Here is a 21147-nt window from a genome sequence, read left to right on the forward strand (position 1 = left end):
AAAGGCAGCGACTACTCATCCGCCCCCGGATCCATCCCCGGAAACAACACCTCGGTATACCCAAACTTGCTGAAGTCCGTGATCCGCGACGGATACAACCGCCCGATCAAATGATCACATTCGTGCTGCACCACACGCGCATGAAACCCCTCCGCCGTGCGATCGATCACCGCACCCTTCGGGTCCACGCCCTGGTACCGGATCAGCGTGTAACGATTCACCGCCCCACGCAGCCCGGGCACCGACAGGCAGCCTTCCCAGCCCTCCTCCATGTCCTGCGACAAGGGGGTGATGACGGGGTTGAGCAGAATGGTGCGCGGTACGGCAGGCGCATCGGGGTAACGCTCGGAACGGTCGAAGCCGAAGATCACCAGCTGAAGGTCCACGCCGATCTGCGGTGCAGCAAGGCCCACGCCGCCCGCATCGTGCATGGTGTCGAACATGTCGGCGATCAGTGCGTCCAGCTCAGGGCTGCCGATCATGGCGTCGGGCACGGGAGGGGCCACCCGCAACAGTCGCGGGTCGCCCATCTTGAGGATCTCGTGGATCATGAAAAAACCTCACCTTGTCATCGATTTAGCAAAGCCGCGAAGGGTGGCGGCCAGACGATCAGTGTACGCGTCGGCCACGGTGCCGGCGTCAGCATGCGGCTAAGGCCCATTCGACCAATGGCTAATGTTTGACGGCGCATAATGGCATTGACCCCTGACGCCACCGGGTTGACCCTTGCGGGGGACTTTCCAGGAGCCAGCGCGAATGTCTACCGTCGCCGTCAAACCAAGCCCCGCAGGCAAGATTCTGTGGGCCGCCATCGCCATCGTCGGCGCCTGGTGTCTGAGCGTGGTCGCGCTGCGACGCGGCGAGCCGATCAACGCGATCTGGCTCGTAGCCGCGTCCATAGCCGTCTTCGTCATCGGCTATCGCTTCTACAGCAAGTTCATCAACGAACGCGTGCTGTGCATGGACCCAAGTCGCGCCACGCCCGCCGTGCTGCGCAACGATGGCCTGGACTATGTGCCGACCGACAAGTGGGTGGTGTTCGGTCACCACTTCGCTGCCATCGCGGGCGCAGGCCCCCTGGTGGGCCCGGTGCTGGCGGCGCAGATGGGTTATCTGCCAGGCACGCTGTGGATTCTGTTCGGCGTGGTGTTTGCCGGCGCCGTGCAGGATTTCATGATACTTGGCCTCTCGGTACGCCGTGACGGCCGCTCGCTGGGCAACATGCTCCGCGACGAACTCGGGCCAACCGCCGGCGTGGTCGCCATGTTCGGCGTGCTGGTGCTGATGATGATCGTGCTTGCGGTGCTGGCGCTGGTGGTGGTGAAGGCGCTGACGCACAGCCCGTGGGGCACGTTCACGGTCGCCGCAACCATTCCGATCGCGCTGCTGATGGGCGTCTACCTGCGCTGGATTCGCCCGGGCAAGATCCTGGAAGTGTCGATCATCGGCCTGATCCTGCTGCTGGCATCGATCTGGTTCGGCTCGCACGTCGCCGCTTCGCCCACGTGGTCGAGCGTGTTCGATTTCGACGCCAAGGCGCTCGCCTGGCTGCTGATCGCCTACGGCTTCTGCGCCTCGGTGCTGCCGGTGTGGCTGCTGCTGGCCCCGCGCGATTACCTCAGCACGTTCCTGAAGATCGGCACCATCCTGCTGCTCGCGCTGGCCATTTTCCTGGCCGCCCCGACGCTGCAGATGCCGGCCGTGACCAAGTTCATCGACGGCACCGGCCCGGTGTTCCAGGGCAACCTGTTCCCGTTCCTGTTCATCACCATCGCCTGCGGCGCGGTGTCGGGCTGGCACTCGATCATTGCTTCGGGCACCACGCCCAAGCTGATCGCCAGCGAAGGCGAAGCACGCATGATCGGCTACGGCGGCATGCTGATGGAGGCCTTCGTCGCCATCATGGCACTGGTCGCCGCATGCTCGTTGCACCCGGGCGTCTACTTCGCCATGAACTCGCCGGGTGCACTGATCGGCACCACCGCGCAACAGGCGGCCACCACCATCAGCCAGTGGGGCTTCGTGGTGACGCCGGACGAATTGCTCACTACCGCCAAGAACATCGGCGAGTCGAGCATCCTCAGTCGCGCCGGTGGTGCACCGACGCTGGCGGTGGGCATGGCCCAGCTGCTGCACGGCATTATCCCGGGCGAAGGCATGATGGCCTTCTGGTACCACTACGCCATCCTGTTCGAAGCGCTGTTCATCCTCACCACGGTGGATGCCGGCACGCGCGTGGGTCGCTTCATGATCCAGGAGATCGCCGGCCTGGTGCACAAGCCTTTGCAACACACGGAATCGTGGACGGGCAACCTGCTCGCCACGGCCATCTGCGTCGGCCTGTGGGGCTACTTCCTCTACCAGGGCGCGGTCGATCCGCTGGGCGGCATCAACACGTTGTGGCCCCTGTTCGGCATCGCCAACCAGATGCTCGCTGCGGTGGCACTGATGCTGGCCACGGTGGTGACGGTGAAGCTCAAGCGCGAACGCTATGTGCTGGTGCCGGGCATTCCGGCCATCTGGCTGGTGGTGTGCACGCTTACCGCGGGTTGGGAAAAGTTGACCGGCCCGATCAGCTTCACGGCAGCCGCGCAGAAGTACGCGCAGGCCATGGCCGATGGCAAGCTGTTGGCGCCGGCGAAAACGGCTGAGGAAATGCAGCGGATCATTACCAACAACTACGTGGATGCGGCGCTTACCGGCATCTTCATGTTGTTGATCCTGACCATGCTTGCCTTCGCCATCCGCTCCATCGTGAAGGCCTGGGGCATCAACCACCCCACGGCGCACGAGGAGCCTTATGTCGCCCTGGGCACGGTGCCCACCCGCTGAGGATCGCAACCATGAATGCGAAGCTGCAGGCGATCAGGAAGTGGGCGGTACAAACCGCCCGCCTCTGCTGTGGCGTCCCCGACTACGACGTGTATGTGAGGCACCTGCGCGAGCACCATCCCGAGCGCCCCGTGCCCAGCTACAAGGAGTTTTTCAGGGAGCGGCAGATCGCCCGCTACAAGGGCACGGGCGGGCGCTGCTGTTAAGGCAACCCCGCCACCACAGGTCATGCCGAAGGCCGCGTCCCGCCAGGGTGCGGCCTTCGGCGTCTCTGAACCCGCGCAAAGGAGGACAGAAGGCCCTAGGCTTATGCTCCCCTGCCCTTCATCATCGGGCGACCATCATGGCTGCTCGCTCCTGCCCGACTTCCGATGACCGAACATCACCACCATCCCCGCCTTCAGCCTTCCTCCGAGATCGAGGCCAGCCATAGCCTCGGCCTGCGTGTCATCGCCATCTACAAGGCGGTGAAGACGGTGTGCCTGATCCTGGTGGCGATCTTCGCCTTCCACCTGGACCGCGAGCAGAACTTCGAAAAGCTGGTGCACTGGCTGGAACACCTGTCGCTTACCGACAGCAACGGCTTGCGCTGGCGGTTGGTGGAACTGCTGCAGTCACTGGGACCGAGCAAGTTCGTCGCCATCGGCCTGGTCGCGCTTGCCTATGCCGCCATCTTCGCCACCGAAGGCACGGGCCTGTGGTTGCGCAAGCACTGGGCGGAATGGTTCACCGTCGTCGCCACCGGCTCGCTGATTCCGCTGGAGCTGTACGAAACCGTCCACAAGTTCACCTGGCTCAAGCTGGGTGCGCTCGTGGCAAACGTCGCCATCGTGATCTATCTCGTGCGCATCGCCATGCAGCCACGACCGCCAAAGCGCAAGGACTGATCGCAACACTTCCCTGTGGGAGCGCACCCTGTGCGCGACGAGACCACAGAGCGGTGACCATCCGATGCCGCAGTCGCGCACAGGGTGCGCTCCCACAACGAGCATCCGGCATTCCTACACCTCGTGATGCAGACTTTCCGCCTGCACCGCCGAACTGCGCGGCGCGAGCTCCACCAGATACATCGCCGCCAGCACCAGCGCACCGCCGGCGAGCATGCGCCAGGTCAGTGCATCCTGGCCGAACGTGACGGCAAAACCGGCAGCGAACACGGGCTCCAGCGTCATCACGATGGCCGCGCGCGTGGGCGACAGATGCGCCTGCGCCCATGTCTGTACCAGCATGGCACCGGCGCCCGCTGCCAACGCCATGTAGACCACTGCCGCCCATGCACCCGCATCAGGCGGCATCGATGGGCCGGCTGGGATCGTGGCTGCAAGGCAAATCAGGGCAATCACGATCATCTGCACGGTGGACAGCGCAAACGCACTACCGGCGCGCGACCAGCTGCCCAATCCCACGATGTGCAGGCCATACAGGGCCGCGGATGCGAGCGTGAGCCACACGCCGTAGCCAATGCTGAGACCATGCAACGCCAGCAGGCCAAGACCGCCCACGGAAAGCAGCACGGCGATCCACGTCACCGACGGCAGGCGCTGCTTCAGCAACACGGTGCCAAGCAGCGGCGTAAACACCACGTACATGCCGGTAACGAAACCGCTGATGCTGGCCGAGGTGTGCTCCAGGCCGGAGGTCTGCAGCAACTGCGCAATGCCGTACACCGCGCCCAACGCAATGCCTTGCCACCATTCCCGCTGACTCAGGCGCAGCAGTGGACGATGAAAGATCACCACCATCGCCAGCGCGGCAATGAGAAAGCGCACGGCCAGGAAATCGGCGACAGGCATGCGCGCCACGAGATCCTTGATCAGGAAGAACGTGGAACCCCAGATGGCGGTGACGGCAACAAGCCCGGCGGTAGCGATGGCCGCCATGCGTGACGCGGGCGCGGTCACGCAGCGTCCTTCGTACGCTTGCGGTTGGCCAACCGCCAGAGCTGACCGGGAATCTGCAACACGAAGTGCGACCAGATGCCGAGCCAGACCACGGCGGCGACCCACGGCTTGCGCGCATCCGGATCGAATTTGCGGAACCAGCGCCACATGCCGCGATGCTTGTGGCGGCTGACAAACACCGGGCGATGCCGGCTTGAGCTGCCCTTGCCATGCAGCACGCGCACATCACCAGCGAGCATCACGCGATAGCCCGCATCACGCACGCGACGGCACAGGTCCAGGTCTTCGCAATGCAGGAAATAGTCTTCGTCGAAACCGGCAAGGAATTCGAACACACGACGCGGCATCAGCATCAACGCGCCCGACACCGCCTCCGCTTCAACCAGCGTGTCAGGCACGGGACCTTCGATGTTGATGCCTTCGCCGGAACGATGGAACAACGTGTTCAGCGCACGACGCATCAATGGATCACGTCGATAGCACGCCGGATCAGGCGTGCCGTTTTCGTCGCACACCACCGCACCGATCACACCCGCGCGCGGATTCGCCGCCAGCAGCCCGAGCAGGCGCACCAGCGTGTCGTTGTCGATCAGGCAATCGGGATTGAGGATAAGCAGGGACTTGCCATGCGACTGGGCCGCGCCACGATTCATCGCGGGACCGAAACCCAGATTGGCGTGGTTGTAGATCACGCGCAGCCGATGATCACCTTCATGCGCCCGCGCAATGGCCTGCGGAATGCCATCGGATGACGCGTTGTCGACCAGGATCATTTCCAGCGGCACGTCGCACGCGAGCACGCGGCGCACGCAATCGCGCATGCTCGGTCCACTGTCGGCCGCCACCACGATCACGCTGATCGGCAGCACGGTGGACAGGGAGGAAGAAGCGTCGGTAGTCACGGCTACAGTCATGCGTCGTCAGTACGTTCCAAAGCTACAACGGTTGCGTTTTCCCTCAGCGTCCCAGCACTTCGTGAAGGGACACGGGTACGCCATCGCTACCCCGCGCCAGCCAAGGCTGGTCATGCTCCCAGCCGCTGAGCTGCCAGCCCGCCAGCCGATGCATGTGCCCATGCTGGCGATCCCACAGTATTTCACCACGACCACCCGACATGTTCGCGACAAACCATCGACCACCGGGGCTGATGCAAAAACGCGGACTCGCCCGATCGATGGTCTGCCCCTGCCCGAAGACGTAACGCCCGTGCTCCGCATCGGTCGCCTCGAATCTGGCGGCAAGGGTGCCATCGGAGAATTCGCCGGCTATCTCCCGCCACTCGATCCGCGCCAGCTCAATGATGTGCGCGGGCGGTCCCACCGGAGCCAGCGCCAGCTCGCTCCATTCCGGCGACGCCTGCGCGGCCTGCGTGCGGCGCACGCGATGGTCGAGCAGCGACTCCATCAGCACCACCAGCGAAAAACCGGCCAGCGCCCCGAGCAGTGCCGCGCCCCATGCGATCAGGTCTCCACCCAACGCACGTTGCACCGCGAACAGAAGGCCCGGCAATCCCCAGCGAAGCGTACGCCGGCACCATTCCGCGTAACGGACGATGCGCCGGTCGAACGCCACCGCTCCCGCCGCAGAGAGCAACACCAGTGGCAAACCTGCCCACCACGGCAACAACGCGACAAAGACAGTCCACGTCGCTGCCGGCAGTATCCGCACCAGCCAGCGCGCGACGGGGGCCATGCTAGACACTCAGCCTAGCGTGGCCCGAACGCATCAGCCGCACCACACCCGTGCGTTGCGGAACATGCGCATCCACGGCGAATCCTCGCCCCACTTCTCCGGATGCCAGCTCATCTGCACGCTGCGGAACACGCGTTCCGGATGCGGCATCATGATCGTCACGCGACCGTCGGCAGCGGTGAAACCGGTGAGACCGCCCGGCGAACCGTTCGGGTTCAGCGGATAGTCTTCGGTCGGCTTGCCACGGTTGTCGATGTAACGCAGCGCGGCACCCGCCTTCGACGGGCTGCAGCTGTACGGGAAGTTCACGCGGCCCTCGCCGTGCGCCACGGCCACCGGAATGCGCGAACCGGCCATGCCGCGGAAAAAGATGCTCGGCGAATCGAGCACTTCCAGCGTGGCGACGCGCGCTTCGTACTGCTCGGACGCGTTGCGCAGGAACTTCGGCCAGTGCGACGCGCCCGGAATGATGTCCTTCAGCTGGCTCATCATCTGGCAGCCGTTGCACACGCCCAGCGCAAACCGCGAGGCGTCGGCGAAGAACGCGCTGAACTCGGCGCGCAGGTATTCGTTGTACAGGATGGACGTGGCCCAGCCGCGACCCGCGCCCAGCACGTCACCGTACGAGAAGCCACCGCACGCCGCGAAGCCGCGGAAATCGGCGAGCTTGATGCGGCCGCTGGCGAGATCGGACATGTGCACGTCCACCGCTTCGAAGCCGGCACGCGTGAACGCCGCAGCCATTTCCACCTGGCCGTTGACGCCCTGCTCGCGCACCACCGCCACACGCGGCTTGGCGCCTCGCTTGATGTACGGCGCGGCAATGTCGTCGGCCGGTTCAAAGGTCAGCTTGGGCGTGATGCCCGGATCGGCATCGTCCAGGCGCCAGTGGTTTTCGGCATCCGCCGACACCGGGTTGTCGCGCAGGCGCTGCATGGCGTGGCTGGTTTCGTTCCACGCCTCGAACAGCGTGCGCCAGTTCCACTTGAACAAGGTGTCGCCGTTCTGGAACAGCTTGATGCCGAGCTTTTCCTTCGGACGTCCAATGCGGTACGCCATGCTGGTCAGGCCGTGCTTCACCAGCAGGGCTTCGAACGCCTCGCGGTTGGCCGAGGCCACCTGCATCACCGCACCCAGCTCTTCATTGAAGAGTGCGCGCAGTGTGGCTTCCGCCCAGCCGTCCAGATGGATTTCCAGGCCGCAATGGCCGGCGAACGCCATTTCCAGCAGCGTCACGATGACGCCGCCGTCGGAACGGTCGTGGTACGCCAGCAGCAGGCCGCCTGCGTTGGCTTCCTGCACCAGATCGAACAGCGACTTCAGGCGCTTCGCATCGTCCAGATCCGGCGGCACGCCGCCACCGCGATTGAACACCTGCGTCAGCGCGGAGCCGCCGAGACGGTCACGGCAAGCGCCAAGGTCGAGCAACCACAGTTCGGAATCGCCGCGATCAAGCCGGAGTTGCGGCGTCAGCGTGCGGCGCACGTCGGTGACGCGCGCAAAGCCCGTGATGACCAGCGACACCGGCGAGACCGTGCGCTGCACGGTGTCGCCGTCCTTCCACACGGTCTGCATGGACAGCGAGTCCTTGCCGACTGGAATGGAAATGTCGAGCTCCGGGCACAGCTCCATGCCGACGGCCTTCACGGCGTCGAACAAGGCAGCGTCTTCGCCCGGGAAATTCACCGCCGCCTGCCAGTTCGCCGACAGGCGCACTTCACCCAGCGAGGCAATGGGTGCAGCGGCGAGATTGGTAATGGCTTCGCCCACGGCAAGACGCGCCGCATCCGGGCTGCTGAGCAGTGCCACCGGTGCACGCTCGGCCATCGCCATCGCTTCGCCGGTGTAGCCGTCGAAGTCGGTGATGGTGACGGCGCAGTCAGCCACCGGCACCTGCCACGGGCCGACCATCGGGTCGCGCGCGTTCAGGCCACCGACGGTGCGGTCGCCAATGGTGATGAGGAAGCTCTTGCTGCCCACGGTAGGCAGACGCAGCACGCGCAGCAGCGCTTCGTCCATGCTGATGCCCGAAAGATCCGGAATCAGATCGACGCGCGGCTTCAGGCGCGTGGCATCGCGATGCATGCGCGGCGGCTTGCCGAACAGCACGTCCATCGGCAGGTCGATCACCAGCGTGTCGGTGCGCGGGTCGTGCACGACCAGGCGACGCTCGGCAGTGGCATCGCCCACCACGGCATACGGGCAGCGCTCGCGCTTGCAGTAATCCTCGAACTCGCCCAGGTCGTCGGCGCCGATGGCCAGCACGTAACGCTCTTGCGATTCGTTGCTCCACACCTGCATCGGCGACAGCGACGGGTCGTCGCACGGGATGGTGGAAAGGTCGATGCGACCGCCCACGCCAGCATCGTTGAGCAGCTCGGGAATGGCGTTGGACAAGCCGCCCGCGCCCACGTCGTGCACGCTGACGATGGGGTTCTTGTCGCCACGCGCCCAGCAGCTGTCGATGACCTGCTGCGCGCGACGCTCCATCTCGGCGTTGTCGCGCTGCACGGAGGCAAAGTCGAGCTCCTTGCTGGACGTGCCCGACGCCACCGACGACGCGGCACCGCCGCCCAGGCCGATGAGCATGGCCGGGCCACCCAGCACGATCACCTTGTTGCCCGGCTGCACGTCGCGCTTCTGCACGTGATCCGCGCGAATGTTGGCGAGGCCGCCGGCAATCATGATCGGCTTGTCGTAGCCGCGACGCACGCCGGCTTCGCCGGTCTCGTGCTCGAACGTACGGAAGTAACCACCCAGGGCGGGACGACCGAATTCGTTGTTGAACGCTGCGGCGCCCAGTGGGCCGTCGCGCATGATTTCAAATGCAGTCGCCATGTGCGGCGGCAGCGGGCGATCCACTTCCCACGGACGCGGCAGGCCCGGAATACGCAGGTCCGAGACCGAGAAACCGGTCAGGCCGGCCTTCGGCTTGGCACCGCGGCCAGTGGCACCTTCGTCGCGGATCTCGCCGCCGGCACCGGTGGCAGCACCGGGCCACGGCGCGATGGCCGTCGGATGGTTGTGCGTCTCCACCTTGATCGCGTATTCGATGCGCTCAGGGTGCGCACGCCACACGCCATCGTGGTCGGGGAAGAAGCGCTTGCCTTCGAAACCCTCGATCACCGCCGCGTTGTCCTTGTAGGCGGACAGCGTGTACTTCGGCGAATGCTGGTGGGTGTTCTTGATCATGCCGAACAGGCTCTTTTCCTGAGCCTCGCCATCCAGGGTCCAACTGGCGTTGAACACCTTGTGGCGGCAATGCTCGGAATTGGCCTGCGCGAACATGAAGAGTTCGGCGTCGGTCGGGTTGCGACCCAGCTCGGCGTAACGCGCAACGAGGTATTCGATCTCGTCGTCGGCCAGCGCAAGGCCCAGTTCCTTGTTGGCCTTGTCCAGCGCCGCCTTGGGTTCGCTGCCCAGCTCGATGTACACGAGCGGACCGGGCGTACCGCCCAGGAACAGGCCCTTGGCCTCATCCAGGCTGGTCAGCACCGATTGCGTCATCGCATCGTGCAGCACCGCCAGCATGGCGTCGTACTGCTCGCTGCCGGCCGCCGGCAGGCCAACGACCTGCCAGGCTACGCCACGCTCCACGCGGCGCACGTCGAAACCGGCGCCGTGCAGGATGTCGGTGGCCTTGCTGGACCACGGGGAGATCGTCCCCAGACGCGGCACGACCCATAGGGAGGCGGCTTCCGGCACGCCCTCCTTGGCTTCGAGCACCTCGAGCAGGCGGCGATGTTGCTCGCCCTCCGGCGCGCGGTCGGCGTCGATGAAATAAACGAACCACGAAGCCTGCACACGCGTGCCACGGTGAATGGCCTCCAGGCGTGCGTTCAGGCGTTCGAGACGAAAAGGCGAGAGGGCGCTCTGCCCGTCGAGTGCGATCATCGGGGAACGGGGATAGGCGAAAACACCTATTGTACCTCAAGGACGGTCGAAGCTGCCGCGACGCAGCATCGAACCCCTTGCGGTGGCGGCGAAAGCACCACCACCGGGAAACAGCCTCAAGTTACTGTTTAAACTGAAAAAATGGCGCGCCATCGCACGTGGCGGCGCGCCCGGGCTATCAGCGGTCAGCCGCCCGTCTTCAGCGCCTGCAGCAGCTCGTCAGGAGTGACGTATCCCCCGACCATGGAGCCGTCCTGCGCGATGATGGTCGGCGTGCCGGTCACGCCCAGCTTTACGCCCAGCTCGAATTCGTCCTTCACCGGGTTCGGGCAGTTGGTGGCCTTGGGCGTCTTGCCCTGCTTGGCCGCGGTGAAAGCAGCCTTGCGGTCGGCCGCGCACCACACGGAAACCATTTCGTTGTAGGTCTGCGTGGTACGGCCCGCCTCGTTGGTCACGCCTTCGCGCGGCCACGCGATGTACTCCACCGCGATGCCGGCCTTGTTGAAGTCGGCGATGTGTTCATGCAGCTGGCGGCAATAGGCGCAGTTGACGTCGGTGAACACGGTGACGTGATAGCGCGGGTTGGCCGGCGAAAACACGATGCGGTCGGCCTCCGGCACCTTGGCCAGTTCGGCCTTGCGGTACGAAGCCCAGCCATCGTCGGTGATGTTCTTTTTCTTCGCCAGATCAATCAGGGCGCCATTGAGCATGTACTTGCCGTCACTGGACACGTACACGAGGTGGCCGGAGGCAATGACCTGGTAGAAGCCCTGCATGGGAGCCGGCTGGATGGAGTCGATGCTGGCATTGGGCACCAGACCCAGCACGGCCTTGCGCACCGCAGCTTCCGGGGCGCTCGTGGCGGCATCGGGTGCGGCGCAGGCATTCAGGGCCAATCCGCTGACGCACAGCGCCAGCAACCATTTCTTGAGCATTGCAGACCTCATCGACATCCGTTTTCCCAGCTGGGAAACGTGGGGAAATCCATTCTCGCACAGGCAGATGAACGCGGATGCGGGCCGTTTGGCACACGCGATGACAGCTAACCGCGCGGGTGATGCTGGGCATGCAGCCGCTTGAGACCCTCCTTGGCCACCAGCGTGTAGATCTGGGTGGTGCTCAGCGCGCTGTGGCCCAGCAGCATCTGAAGCGCACGCAAGTCCGCGCCGTGATTGAGCAGATGGGTGGCGAACGAATGGCGAAGCACGTGCGGCGAAATGCGCTTGGACACGATGCCCACCGTCTGCGCGTACCGCTTCACCAGCGTCCAGAACATCTGCCGGGTCATGCCTTCGGCGCGATTGGAAAGGAACAGCGCCGCCGGCTGGCGTCCGCGCGCCAATGCGGGGCGGGCGGCGGCCAGATAGGCCTCGATATGGTTGGTTGCCACCTCGCCGATGGGCACCAGCCGGTCCTTGCCGCCCTTGCCGGTGACGCGCACCACGCCCTGGCGCAGGTTGAGCGAGGCAAGCGGCAGCTCGACCAGTTCGGACACGCGCAAACCCGAGGCATACATCAGCTCCAGCATGGCGCGATCGCGCAGGCCAAGCGTCGTGCCCGAATCAGGCGCTTCGAGCAGGCCCTCGATCTCGCGCTCGGCCAGTGCCTTGGGCAGGCTGCGCGGCGTCTTCGGACGTTCGATCAGCAGCGTGGGATCGTCAAATCCGGGTTCCGTACGCACCACGTGCGCGTAATAGCGACGGAATGCCGATTGCCGCCGCGCCAGCGAACGCACCGCTACCGGCTGGCTGCCGTGATAGGCGGACAGATGATGCCGTTGCGCACTGCGCAGGCTTTGCCCCTGCGTGGCGAGCCAACGCGCCAGCCCTTCCAGGTCGCGGCGATACGCATCGAGCGTGCGATCGGATAACCCATCTTCGGACCACACGCGCTCGATGAAGGCATCGATGCTGCGGCGGTCGGCTTCGGCGATACTGTTTTCTTCTTGCTGCATGGACGCGATGCTCGCTGTCGGCCTCGTGACGCGCAAGCACCCCTACGTTGCAGGCTGCCGATTCGATGAGCTCCGTCACCGCTACCGATGTCCATTGCCCGCTGTGGCGCCGCCTGCTGGCACTGGTCTACGACCTCCTCGCCGTACTGGCGCTGGTGATGGTCGTGGGCTACATCTGCCAGCGAATCACCGGCGGCAACGTGGTCACGACCGACGGTCATGCGCACATCGCCTGGTGGTATCAGCCGCTGCAGGCGCTGGTGGTGTCGGCGTACTTCGTTGCGTCATGGGTTCGCGGCGGGCAAACGCTCGGCATGCGCCCCTGGCGCATTCGCGTTACAGGTTCGGAAGGACAGCGCGTATCACTCATGCAGGCCATCGTGCGCTTGCTCGTTGCGGCAGTACCACTGCTGTTGCTTGGCCTCGCTCCATGGCTCGGCACAACGACCGCTTTGTGGTGCGTGGCTTTCGCCTGGCTGGCGTGGTTTGGCGTTGCAGCATTCGATTCGCGCAAGCGAGCACTCCACGATGTGATCGCGCGCACGGAATTGCGTAGGTAAGGAAAACTTCACATTACAGTGAGTGACTTTCAGGCAACACTTTGTGTATGCCGACGCTTGCCCTTCCCCATCGCACTGCTGCAGATGCAGATCTGAAACGCATCAACCAGGCGTTTTACGATTCGCTGTGGTCAGGTTCGCGCTTGGTGGACCCGCGCCGTTTCAATACGTGGCCCATGGTGCGCGAGCTGGCCATGGCGTTGCCGCGTCGCCTGGAAATTGCACCTGGCCTGCGTCCCCGCCTGCCGCTCGATGGCACGTATTTCGTGGACATCAGCCTGGCAGCGTTGGGCGAACTTCGCTCCCACGGCGCCAGCGCGGCCCGCGCCAGCATCAGCGCGCTGCCCTGCGCTGATGAAAGCTTCGACCTGGTGTGCGCGCTGGACATCCTTGAGCACGTCCTGGACGACGACAAGGCACTGCGCGAGCTGTCGCGCGTCGCCGCATCCGATGCCCGCATGCTGATTTCCGTGCCGCTGCACGAATCGGCATGGACCGAATTCGACGACTTCGTGGGCCATTACCGGCGCTACGAACCGGATCAGATCCTGCACAAACTGTCCCAGCACGGCTGGACGGTGGAGCAGAGCGCCATCTACGGCATGCAACCCTCATCCCGCAGCGTGCTGCGGCTTGGTCAGTGGTATCTCACCCACCAGCGCGAACGCGCCCTGTGGTGGTACAACCGGGTGATCATGCCGCTGGGCCTGCGCATGCAGAAGCCGCTGCGCTGGCAGCTGGGCATGCCCGTCTGCGACGGCGTCGACGAACTACTGCTGCTCTGTCGTCGCACGTAAGCATCTGATTCACCTGACTTGAGACTATGCCGCGGCGCAGCACGAAGGCGCCAAACCGGGTAAGATGCGGCCTCTGACCCACGTCCGGTTTCCGCCATGCTCTATCAGATTCACGAATGGCAGCGCGCCATCCTTGGCCCGCTCAGCCATTACGCCGAAGCCAGCGCCAAGCTGTTGAGCGACGTGACCAGCCCGCTTTCGCACCTGCCGGGTGCGCAGCGCATGGCGGCCGGCTACGAGCTGCTGCATCGCCTGGGCAAGGAATACGAGAAGCCCGGTTTCAACCTGCCGCAGGTCACCGCCCACGGCCAGGAAATTGCGGTGATCGAGCGCGTGGTACTGGACAAGCCGTTCTGTCAGCTCAAGCGCTTCAAGCGCTTCAGCGACGATCCGGAAACCATCGAGAAGCTCAAGAACGACCCCACCGTGCTGGTGGTTGCGCCGCTCTCCGGCCATCACGCCACGCTGTTGCGCGACACGGTGAAAACCCTGCTGCAGGACCACAAGGTGTACATCACCGAGTGGGTCGACGCACGCATGGTGCCCGCCAGCGAAGGCCCGTTCCATCTCGATGACTACGTGGCCTACATCGAAGAATTCATCCGCCACATCGGTGCCGAACGCGTGCACGTGATCTCGGTGTGCCAGCCGACCGTGCCGGTGCTGGCCGCCGTGTCGCTGATGGCCGCGCGCGGCGAAAAGACGCCGCTCAGCATGACCATGATGGGTGGCCCCATCGAGCCGCGCAGCAACCCGACCGGCGTCAACAACCTCGCCACCACACGCCCGCTCAGCTGGTTCCGCGGCAACGTGATCCACACCGTGCCGCCGAACTATCCCGGCACCGGCCGCGAGGTTTACCCGGGCTTCCTGCAGCATGCGGGCTTCATCGCCATGAACCCCGGCCGCCACCTCAACTCGCACTGGGATTTCTACGAAAACCTGCTGCGTGGCGACCAGGACGACGCCGAAGCGCACCGCAAGTTCTACGACGAATACAACGCCGTGCTCGACATGCCCGCCGAGTACTACCTCGACACCATCTCCACCGTATTTCAGCAGTTCCTGCTGCCGCGCGGCCTGTGGGATGTCTCCGGCGAGCGCGTGAAGCCCTCGGCCATCACCACGACCGCGCTGTTCACCGTGGAAGGCGAACTGGACGACATCGCCGGCCTCGGCCAGACCGAAGCCGCACACGATTTGTGCAGCGGCATTCCGGCCAACCGTCGCGAACACCGCATGGTGGAAGGCGCCGGCCACTACGGCATCTTCAGCGGCCGCCGCTGGCGCCAGACGGTGTATCCGCAGGTGAAGGAATTCATCCGGAAGTTTGACGCGCGTCCGGAGTGATTCGGGTTTCCTTGAGGACCTGAACCCTCAATCCCACGTCTCCCTCTCCCCTCCGGGGAGAGGGTCGGGGTGAGGGGCGGGTGCTCGAGAAAGCAGACCCAAAGGCAAGCCCTCGCTCCGCCCTCTATTGACTCTGCCTCTTATAAGAAAAAGCAAAGTCACTGGATCCCAGCCTTCGCTGGGATGACGGTGAGGGAAACATACGTAGTCGCGAGCGTGGCTTTTGCTTTGCTTTGCTTTGCTTTGCTTTGCCTTTGCCTTTGCTTTGCTTTGCTTTTGCTTTTGCCTTTGCCTTTGCCTTTGCTCTTAGCCCTTAGCTCTTCGGGGTCCCCGTATGACAGCGGCGGGCGGGTGAAGGAATAGCCCGCAGGGTGGCCGGCAGGACGCCGGCCAGTTTGTCGTCAGGGCAGGATGCCCTGTCGACAAACCCCGTAACCCGCACGCGGACCTGGAGGGCTGAAAGCCCGGAAGGCGCGGTCATCCGGGGTGCCCTTCTCTTTGGTTACTTTCTCTTGGGCAAGCAAGAGAAAGTGACCCGGCCTCCGGCAGGAGGTCGGAAGCCCGCGGCAGGCGAGCCAGGTTGCGAGAGCGCGAAAGAAGAACCAAACATCGTCACGCGACAACCTAATGCGAAGGCGCTGGATCCCGGCCTGCGCCGGGATGACGGTTAGGGGTAGAGACGCCATCGCGAGGATGGTGGTCAGCGATGGGATCGGCGTCGCCAAGATGGCCGTAAGGGGTTGAAACGCCATCGCGAGCACCCGCCCCTCACCCCAACCCTCTCCCCGAAGGGGAGAGGGAGCAAAGCGGCACACGATGTCAACCAAAAAACTGACGAAACGCCGCGACAGTCCGCGCCATACCCTCATCATCGATATCCAGGTGCGTCACCAACCGCAACGTCGGCAGATAGCCGATGCTGATGCGGATACCCGCACCCCGCAAATGGACGTCCAATTCGCGCAGTCGATCCGCCGGCACATCGATGAACACCATGTTCGTGTGCTGCCCCAGCAACGTCACGCCGGGAATGTCTCCCAATCCCGCCGCCAGCGCAGCCGCCCGCGCATGATCGTCAGCAAGACGCGCCACGTGATGATCCAGTGCGTATTGCGCCGCCGCGGCAAGCATGCCTGCCTGGCGCCAGCCGCCGCCCGTCACCTTCTTCCAGCGACGCGCCTTGTCGATCACGGCAGCCGAGCCCACCAGCACGGAACCCACCGGCGCACCCAGGCCCTTCGACAGGCACACCGACACGCTGTCGAAATGTTTGGCGATCTCCCGCGCCAGCACGCCAGAGGCCACCGCAGCGTTGTAAAGACGCGCGCCATCCAGATGCAGGGCAAGACCACGCTCACGGGCAAAATCGTGCGCCGCCTGCAGATAGTCCATGGGCAGCACGCGGCCATGCCAGGTGTTCTCCAGCGCCAGCAGGCGCGTGCGTGCGAAATGCGGGTCCACCGGCTTGATGGCCGCCGCCACCTTGTCCAGCGGCAGGCTGCCATCGGCATCCTGCGGAATCGGCTGCGGCTGGATGGAGCCGAGCACGGCGGCGCCGCCCCCTTCGAACTTGTAGGTATGCGCATCAGCGCCCACCAGGTATTCGTCGCCACGCTCGCAGTGCGCCATCAGCGCCACGAGGTTCGACTGCGTGCCTGTCGGCACGAACAAGCCGGCCTCGAAGCCCAGGTCCGCAGCAAGGCGCTGCTGAAGCGCGTTGACCGTCGGGTCTTCGCCATAGACATCGTCGCCCACGGCAGCATCGAGCATGGCGGCGCGCATGGCCGGCGTGGGACGGGTGACGGTATCGCTGCGCAGGTCGATCGCTTCCACGGTGCTTCTTCCGCTGGGAAACCAGAAGGCAAGCTTGAACGCATGCCTGTGCAGGGGCAAGGGCCATGAACACGGGCGCGTGACATCGACCTGGGCTAGCCTTGCGGCAGCGTCCCGGCATGACGCGGGGACAAAACACTCGAGGCCACGGCATGTCGTTCCTGCGGCTCTATGTGCGTGTCATCGCGCTGCTCGCCCCGGAGAAGAAGCTGGCGATCACGCTTGCGTTAGCCAACCTCGCACTGGCGGGCGTGTTCTTTCTTGAGCCGGTGCTGTTCGGTCGCGTGGTGGATGCACTGGGCGGCCACCCGGGCGACGCGCCTCGCCTGATCGCCCTGTGGGCGGGCGTCGGTTTTGCCGGCGTGCTGGCCAACGTGTGGGTATCGCTGCATGCCGACCGGCTCGCGCATCGGCGCCGTCTTGCCGCGATTGCGTTGTTCTTCGAGCACGCGGCATCCATGCCGATGTCGTTTCACGGCGAATATCACACGGGCCGCCTGGCGCGCATCATGAACGTGGGCGTCAGCAACCTGTTCAATCTTTGGCTGAGTTTTTTCCGCGAACACCTCGCCACCTTGCTGTCGATCTTCGTGATGGTGCCGGTGGCGCTGTGGCTGAACTGGAAGCTGGCGATGCTGATGATCGCGTTGCTGCTCTGCTTCTCCGTATTCAACGCCGTGGCGGTGCAGCGCACGCACAAGGCGCAGGGCGAAGTGGAGGAGCTGCATCAGGAGATCGCCACGCGGGCCGGCGATGTGTTCGGCAATGTGACAGTCGTGCAGAGTTTCACGCGCCTCGCTGCGGAATCGCGCGCACTGCACGACCTGATGACGCGAACGCTCAATGCGCAATATCCCGTACTGCGTGGCTGGGCGATCCTGTCGGTGCTCAACCGCGCCGCCAGTACGCTGACCATCGTGGCCATTTTTGCCGTGGGAGCGGCGCTGCATTCGCGCGGCGAGATCACCGTGGGCGGCATCGTCAGTTTCGTGGGTTTTTCCATGCTGCTGATTGGACGGCTGGAGCAATTCGCCACGTTCCTGTCTAACCTGTTTTTCCAGTCGCAGTCGCTGCGTGATTTCTTCACCGTGCTGGATCGCCAATCCGAGATTGCGGACCGGCCCGGCGCCATCGCCCTGCCCCGCCTGCGTGGCGATGTGGTGTTCGAGCACGTGAGCTTTGGCTACGACCCGGTGCAGCCGGCATTGCACGATTTGAATTTCCGCGCACCGCCGGGCAGCACTATCGCGCTGGTTGGCCCCACCGGCGCAGGCAAAAGCACGGCCTTGAGCCTGCTGTACCGCGCCTACGATCCCAGCGAAGGCAGGGTGACGGTGGATGGACACGATGTGCGGGATGTGACGGTGGAATCCCTGCGCCGGAACATCGGCGTGGTGTTCCAGGATGCAGGCATGTTCTACCGGACCATCCTGGACAACCTGCGCGTGGGCAATCCCGAGGCAGATCCCGCCCAGATCGACGCCGCCGTCGCGGCCGCCGAAGCCGCGACCTTCATCGCACGCAAGCCGGAGGGACTGGAAACGCTGGTTGCCGAGCGCGGCCGGTCACTGTCCGGCGGCGAACGCCAACGCCTGGCCATCGCACGCGCGATGCTGAAGGACGCGCCAATACTCATACTCGACGAAGCCACCAGCGCGCTCGACAACGCCACCGAGGCGCGCATCCAGCGTGCGCTTGACCGCCTTACGGTGGGACGCACCACGTTCGTCATCGCGCATCGATTGTCGACCGTGCGCAACGCCGACCTGATCCTGGTGCTGGACCAGGGGCGACTTGTCGAGCAAGGCCGCTACGACGAACTCATCGCGAACGAAGGCTTGTTCGCCCAATTGGCGCAACAAGGCAAGTTTGCGCCGGATGCACCATCGGACGAAGAGTGACCTGCAAGTTCCGCCAGGCCGCCACGTCTACGCAGCCATGTCTTTGCAGCCGTGGAAACGGTCGCCGCAGAGCGCGGCGACGCGTCAGCCGTGCTTGCGGAAGTACACCCACGCAATGATCGCGAGGATCACCGCCGGCAACAGGTTGGCGACCAGCGGCGGCACGCCGTACACGGTGCCGAAGTTCACCATCGCCTTCTGCAGGAAGTACCAGCCGATGGCGAGCAGCATGCCGATGAACATGCGCTTGCCCAGGCCGCCGGAACGCAGCGTGCCGAACGAGAACGGCATGGCCAGCAGCACCAGCACCAGTACGTTGAGCGGGTACAGTGCGCGCGTCCAGAACGCCGAGGCATACACGCCCGGGTTCTGTCCGTTCTGCTCCAGGTAGGCGATGTTCCGGCGCAGGTCGCGCATGGGCAGGTATTGCGGCTGGATCACCGACTGCTCCAGCACCTGCGGATTGAGCTTGGAATCCCAGGTCTGGCTGTCGGCGGTGGTCGAATGCGTGCCGGCATCGTCCAGCGTGGTGCTGCGCACCTTGCTCATCACCCACTGGTGGCCGTCGTGCTCGGCGGTCTGCGCCCAATCGAAGCGCTTCACCTGACCGTCGGGCGTGAGCGTGAACACGCGTACATCGTGCAGCTGCACGGTGCTGTGCGTGGCCGTGTGCTTGGCCATCCAGCCCTTGGCGTTGATGACGCGGTCGCCATCGCGTGCCCACAAGCCGGAGTCGCCACCCAGGCCCACGTTGTTGGACTTCAGGCGCAGCTGCATGGCTTGCGCCTGCTGGTCGCCCCACGGTGCCGCGGTTTCGCCGAGGATCACCACGCCAACCACGAGAATGGCCACCACGCCCACGGCCGAGGCCGCGATGCGCAACTTGGACAGGCCGCAGGCGCGCAGCGCGGTCAGCTCGTTGGTGGCCGCCAGGCCACCCAGGCCAAGCAGGCCGCCGATAAGCGCGGCGTTGCCGAACATTTCGTACAGGCGACGCGGGAACGTGACCAGCACGTACACCACGGCGTTGGTCAACGTGTAGCCGTTCTTGCCGACGTTGCCCAGCTGGCGCAGGAACTGGAATACGGCATCGAGGCCGGTGATCACCAGCCACACGGTGAGCATGGCGCCCAGCACGGTGGTGCCCACCAGCCAGTCGACGCGGCGAATACGCAAGGAAGGCATCACGCCACCGCCTTGCGCGGCTTACGCGCGGAGTACTGGTTCTGGAACATGCGCGCGGCGGCCGCAAACACGATCAGCGTGATCATCCACATGGGGAACGAATGGTGCCAATGTCCCTTGATGATCTGGCCACGGCAGATCGCCAGCAGCAGGTAGTAGAAATAGAACGTGAGGATGGCCAGGAACATGCGGCCGAAGCGCGGCTCACGTGGGCTCTGGCGCGACAGCGGCAACGCAAGCGCCAGCAGTACCAGGGTCTGGAACGGCGCGATGGTGCGCCAGGCGAATTCCGCGCGCGTGTCCGGGTTGTCGGTGCGCAGCAGCTGCGCCAGCGTCATGGAATGCGCGGGATCTTCGTCGTTGTCGTCGGACTGGATGCTGTCGAGCGAGGCGTCGTTGCGCTCGTACTTCATCTTGCGCCAGTTGTCGGCGCCCAGCGGGATGTCGTACTGGAAACCGTTCCAGATGGCGAGGAAACGGCCGCTGCCGTCGGTTTCCTGATAGAGCTGGCCATGCTTGCCGGTGACGATCTTCAGATGCGGCACGTTGTCGTGGCCTTCCCGCTCGGTGGCGATGAAGGTGTTGCCCAGCGTGCTGCCGTCGCGACTCAGTTCGTCCACGAAAATGATGCCGCCCTTGCCCGGCAGCGGCGTGAAGCGGCCGGCATCCAGGCCAGCGGCGATCACCGAACGGTTGGCCGCGGCCACCAGCTGATCCGACGTGCGCGCGGCCCAGGGGCCAAGCCACAGCGATACGGCGCCCACCAGAACAGCCAATACCACGGCCAGGATGCTGACCGGACGCAGCAAACCCGACGCACCCATGCCCGAAGAGGCCAGCACGTGCATTTCGCTTTCGCGGTACATGCGGCCCAGGCCATTGAGCACGCCGAGGAAGGCGGACAGCGGAAGCAGCGTGGACAGGCCGTCGAGCATGTTCAGGCCCAGCACCTGGAACATCACGCTGGCCGGGAAGCTGCCGTTCGCCACCTGCTGCAACACGTGCGCAAACGAGGTGCCGGCCATGACGGCCAGCAGCACGATGGCGGTGGCGGCGACGGTTTGCGCCAGCTCACGCAGGAAATAACGATCGAGGATGCTCAGAACCGGTCCTCACGCATACGGAAGGCCACGCGGGGCGCGCGGTAGGCGAAACAGCAGTGAAGTGTACGGGTTACGGCCCGGTTCTTGGGGACTGTTTCTCGACATGCGATAAGATGAAGGGCTTGGCGCCGCCCCACCCCGGATG

General features: G+C 64.7%; 17 protein-coding genes. 7 read left to right on the forward strand and 10 right to left on the reverse strand.

Annotated elements, in window-relative coordinates; genetic code table 11:
* Window positions 1-11: 11 nt before the first annotated feature.
* Window positions 12-551, reverse strand: a complete 540-nt coding sequence (def, locus tag DK366_RS03675) for a peptide deformylase (RefSeq protein WP_109124153.1) — start codon at window positions 549-551, stop codon at window positions 12-14.
* A gap of 205 nt (window positions 552-756) precedes the next feature.
* On the opposite strand from def, the gene DK366_RS03680 reads away from it, so the two are divergent.
* From DK366_RS03680 to DK366_RS03690, 3 genes are all read left to right on the forward strand, one after another.
* Entirely contained in the window at window positions 757-2832 is a 2076-nt protein-coding gene (locus DK366_RS03680) for a carbon starvation CstA family protein (RefSeq protein WP_109124154.1), read from the forward strand.
* A gap of 11 nt (window positions 2833-2843) precedes the next feature.
* Window positions 2844-3038, forward strand: a complete 195-nt coding sequence (locus DK366_RS03685; RefSeq protein WP_109124155.1) for a YbdD/YjiX family protein — start codon at window positions 2844-2846, stop codon at window positions 3036-3038.
* A gap of 165 nt (window positions 3039-3203) precedes the next feature.
* Window positions 3204-3719 carry a DUF2127 domain-containing protein gene (locus DK366_RS03690; protein ID WP_232820889.1) on the forward strand — a complete coding sequence of 172 codons (516 nt, stop codon included), beginning with the start codon at window positions 3204-3206 and terminating at the stop codon, window positions 3717-3719.
* A 114-nt stretch (window positions 3720-3833) separates the two neighbouring features.
* On the opposite strand, the gene DK366_RS03695 is transcribed toward DK366_RS03690, so the two are convergent.
* The 6 genes from DK366_RS03695 to xerD all read right to left on the reverse strand — a co-directional run bounded on the left by DK366_RS03695 (window position 3834) and on the right by xerD (window position 12273).
* On the reverse strand, window positions 3834-4712 hold the full coding sequence (locus tag DK366_RS03695; RefSeq protein WP_109124283.1) for a DMT family transporter: 879 nt from the start codon (window positions 4710-4712) through the stop codon (window positions 3834-3836).
* A 17-nt stretch (window positions 4713-4729) separates the two neighbouring features.
* Window positions 4730-5635: a glycosyltransferase family 2 protein gene (locus DK366_RS03700; RefSeq protein WP_255412541.1), complete on the reverse strand. Its 906-nt coding sequence runs from the start codon at window positions 5633-5635 to the stop codon at window positions 4730-4732.
* Window positions 5636-5690: 55 nt separating this feature from the next.
* Window positions 5691-6425: a hypothetical protein gene (locus tag DK366_RS03705; RefSeq protein WP_109124157.1), complete on the reverse strand. Its 735-nt coding sequence runs from the start codon at window positions 6423-6425 to the stop codon at window positions 5691-5693.
* Window positions 6426-6458: 33 nt separating this feature from the next.
* Window positions 6459-10319: a phosphoribosylformylglycinamidine synthase gene (gene purL, locus DK366_RS03710; protein ID WP_109124158.1), complete on the reverse strand. Its 3861-nt coding sequence runs from the start codon at window positions 10317-10319 to the stop codon at window positions 6459-6461.
* Window positions 10320-10504: 185 nt separating this feature from the next.
* Complete coding sequence (locus tag DK366_RS03715; protein ID WP_109124159.1) at window positions 10505-11254, reverse strand: DsbC family protein; 750 nt, start codon at window positions 11252-11254, stop codon at window positions 10505-10507.
* Between the two features lie 107 nt (window positions 11255-11361).
* Entirely contained in the window at window positions 11362-12273 is a 912-nt protein-coding gene (gene xerD / locus DK366_RS03720; RefSeq protein WP_109124160.1) for a site-specific tyrosine recombinase XerD, read from the reverse strand.
* 65 nt (window positions 12274-12338) lie between these two features.
* Here xerD and DK366_RS03725 point away from each other — a divergent pair, with 65 nt between their 5' ends.
* The 3 genes from DK366_RS03725 to phaZ all read left to right on the forward strand — a co-directional run bounded on the left by DK366_RS03725 (window position 12339) and on the right by phaZ (window position 14980).
* Window positions 12339-12833: an RDD family protein gene (locus DK366_RS03725; protein WP_109124161.1), complete on the forward strand. Its 495-nt coding sequence runs from the start codon at window positions 12339-12341 to the stop codon at window positions 12831-12833.
* A 47-nt stretch (window positions 12834-12880) separates the two neighbouring features.
* Window positions 12881-13630, forward strand: coding sequence for a methyltransferase domain-containing protein (locus DK366_RS03730; RefSeq protein ID WP_109124162.1), 750 nt, complete (start codon window positions 12881-12883; stop codon window positions 13628-13630).
* 96 nt (window positions 13631-13726) lie between these two features.
* A complete protein-coding gene (gene phaZ / locus DK366_RS03735; protein WP_109124163.1) occupies window positions 13727-14980 on the forward strand; it encodes a polyhydroxyalkanoate depolymerase in 1254 nt (417 codons plus the stop codon).
* Window positions 14981-15799: 819 nt separating this feature from the next.
* On the opposite strand, the gene ltaE is transcribed toward phaZ, so the two are convergent.
* Complete coding sequence (gene ltaE, locus DK366_RS03745; protein ID WP_109124165.1) at window positions 15800-16813, reverse strand: low-specificity L-threonine aldolase; 1014 nt, start codon at window positions 16811-16813, stop codon at window positions 15800-15802.
* Window positions 16814-16965: 152 nt separating this feature from the next.
* Between ltaE and DK366_RS03750 the strand changes: the two genes are divergently transcribed.
* On the forward strand, window positions 16966-18714 hold the full coding sequence (locus tag DK366_RS03750) for a glucan ABC transporter ATP-binding protein/ permease (protein WP_109124166.1): 1749 nt from the start codon (window positions 16966-16968) through the stop codon (window positions 18712-18714).
* An 84-nt stretch (window positions 18715-18798) separates the two neighbouring features.
* Here DK366_RS03750 and lptG read toward each other — a convergent pair whose 3' ends face one another.
* Together lptG and lptF are read right to left on the reverse strand one after the other, a co-directional pair.
* Entirely contained in the window at window positions 18799-19899 is a 1101-nt protein-coding gene (gene lptG / locus DK366_RS03755) for an LPS export ABC transporter permease LptG (RefSeq protein WP_109124167.1), read from the reverse strand.
* Complete coding sequence (gene lptF / locus DK366_RS03760) at window positions 19899-20996, reverse strand: LPS export ABC transporter permease LptF (RefSeq protein ID WP_232820900.1); 1098 nt, start codon at window positions 20994-20996, stop codon at window positions 19899-19901. Before lptF ends, lptG begins: the two co-directional genes overlap by 1 nt.
* Window positions 20997-21147 lie beyond the last annotated feature (151 nt).

Origin of the sequence: Dyella sp. C11, from assembly GCF_003121485.1 — a bacterium.
In the GTDB taxonomy this organism is placed as follows: domain Bacteria; phylum Pseudomonadota; class Gammaproteobacteria; order Xanthomonadales; family Rhodanobacteraceae; genus Dyella.

Excerpts from the sequence above, each read along its gene's own strand:
- lptG (WP_109124167.1), bottom strand. The coding sequence starts at position 19,899 with ATGCCTTCCTTGCGTATTCGCCGCGTCGACTGGCTGGTGGGCACCACC.
- xerD (WP_109124160.1), bottom strand. The coding sequence starts at position 12,273 with ATGCAGCAAGAAGAAAACAGTATCGCCGAAGCCGACCGCCGCAGCATC.
- DK366_RS03750 (WP_109124166.1), top strand. The coding sequence starts at position 16,966 with ATGTCGTTCCTGCGGCTCTATGTGCGTGTCATCGCGCTGCTCGCCCCG.
- DK366_RS03725 (WP_109124161.1), top strand. The coding sequence starts at position 12,339 with ATGAGCTCCGTCACCGCTACCGATGTCCATTGCCCGCTGTGGCGCCGC.
- purL (WP_109124158.1), bottom strand. The coding sequence starts at position 10,319 with ATGATCGCACTCGACGGGCAGAGCGCCCTCTCGCCTTTTCGTCTCGAA.
- DK366_RS03730 (WP_109124162.1), top strand. The coding sequence starts at position 12,881 with ATGCCGACGCTTGCCCTTCCCCATCGCACTGCTGCAGATGCAGATCTG.
- def (WP_109124153.1), bottom strand. The coding sequence starts at position 551 with ATGATCCACGAGATCCTCAAGATGGGCGACCCGCGACTGTTGCGGGTG.
- DK366_RS03690 (WP_232820889.1), top strand. The coding sequence starts at position 3,204 with ATGACCGAACATCACCACCATCCCCGCCTTCAGCCTTCCTCCGAGATC.
- DK366_RS03715 (WP_109124159.1), bottom strand. The coding sequence starts at position 11,254 with ATGCTCAAGAAATGGTTGCTGGCGCTGTGCGTCAGCGGATTGGCCCTG.
- DK366_RS03680 (WP_109124154.1), top strand. The coding sequence starts at position 757 with ATGTCTACCGTCGCCGTCAAACCAAGCCCCGCAGGCAAGATTCTGTGG.
- DK366_RS03705 (WP_109124157.1), bottom strand. The coding sequence starts at position 6,425 with ATGGCCCCCGTCGCGCGCTGGCTGGTGCGGATACTGCCGGCAGCGACG.
- DK366_RS03695 (WP_109124283.1), bottom strand. The coding sequence starts at position 4,712 with ATGGCGGCCATCGCTACCGCCGGGCTTGTTGCCGTCACCGCCATCTGG.
- phaZ (WP_109124163.1), top strand. The coding sequence starts at position 13,727 with ATGCTCTATCAGATTCACGAATGGCAGCGCGCCATCCTTGGCCCGCTC.
- DK366_RS03685 (WP_109124155.1), top strand. The coding sequence starts at position 2,844 with ATGAATGCGAAGCTGCAGGCGATCAGGAAGTGGGCGGTACAAACCGCC.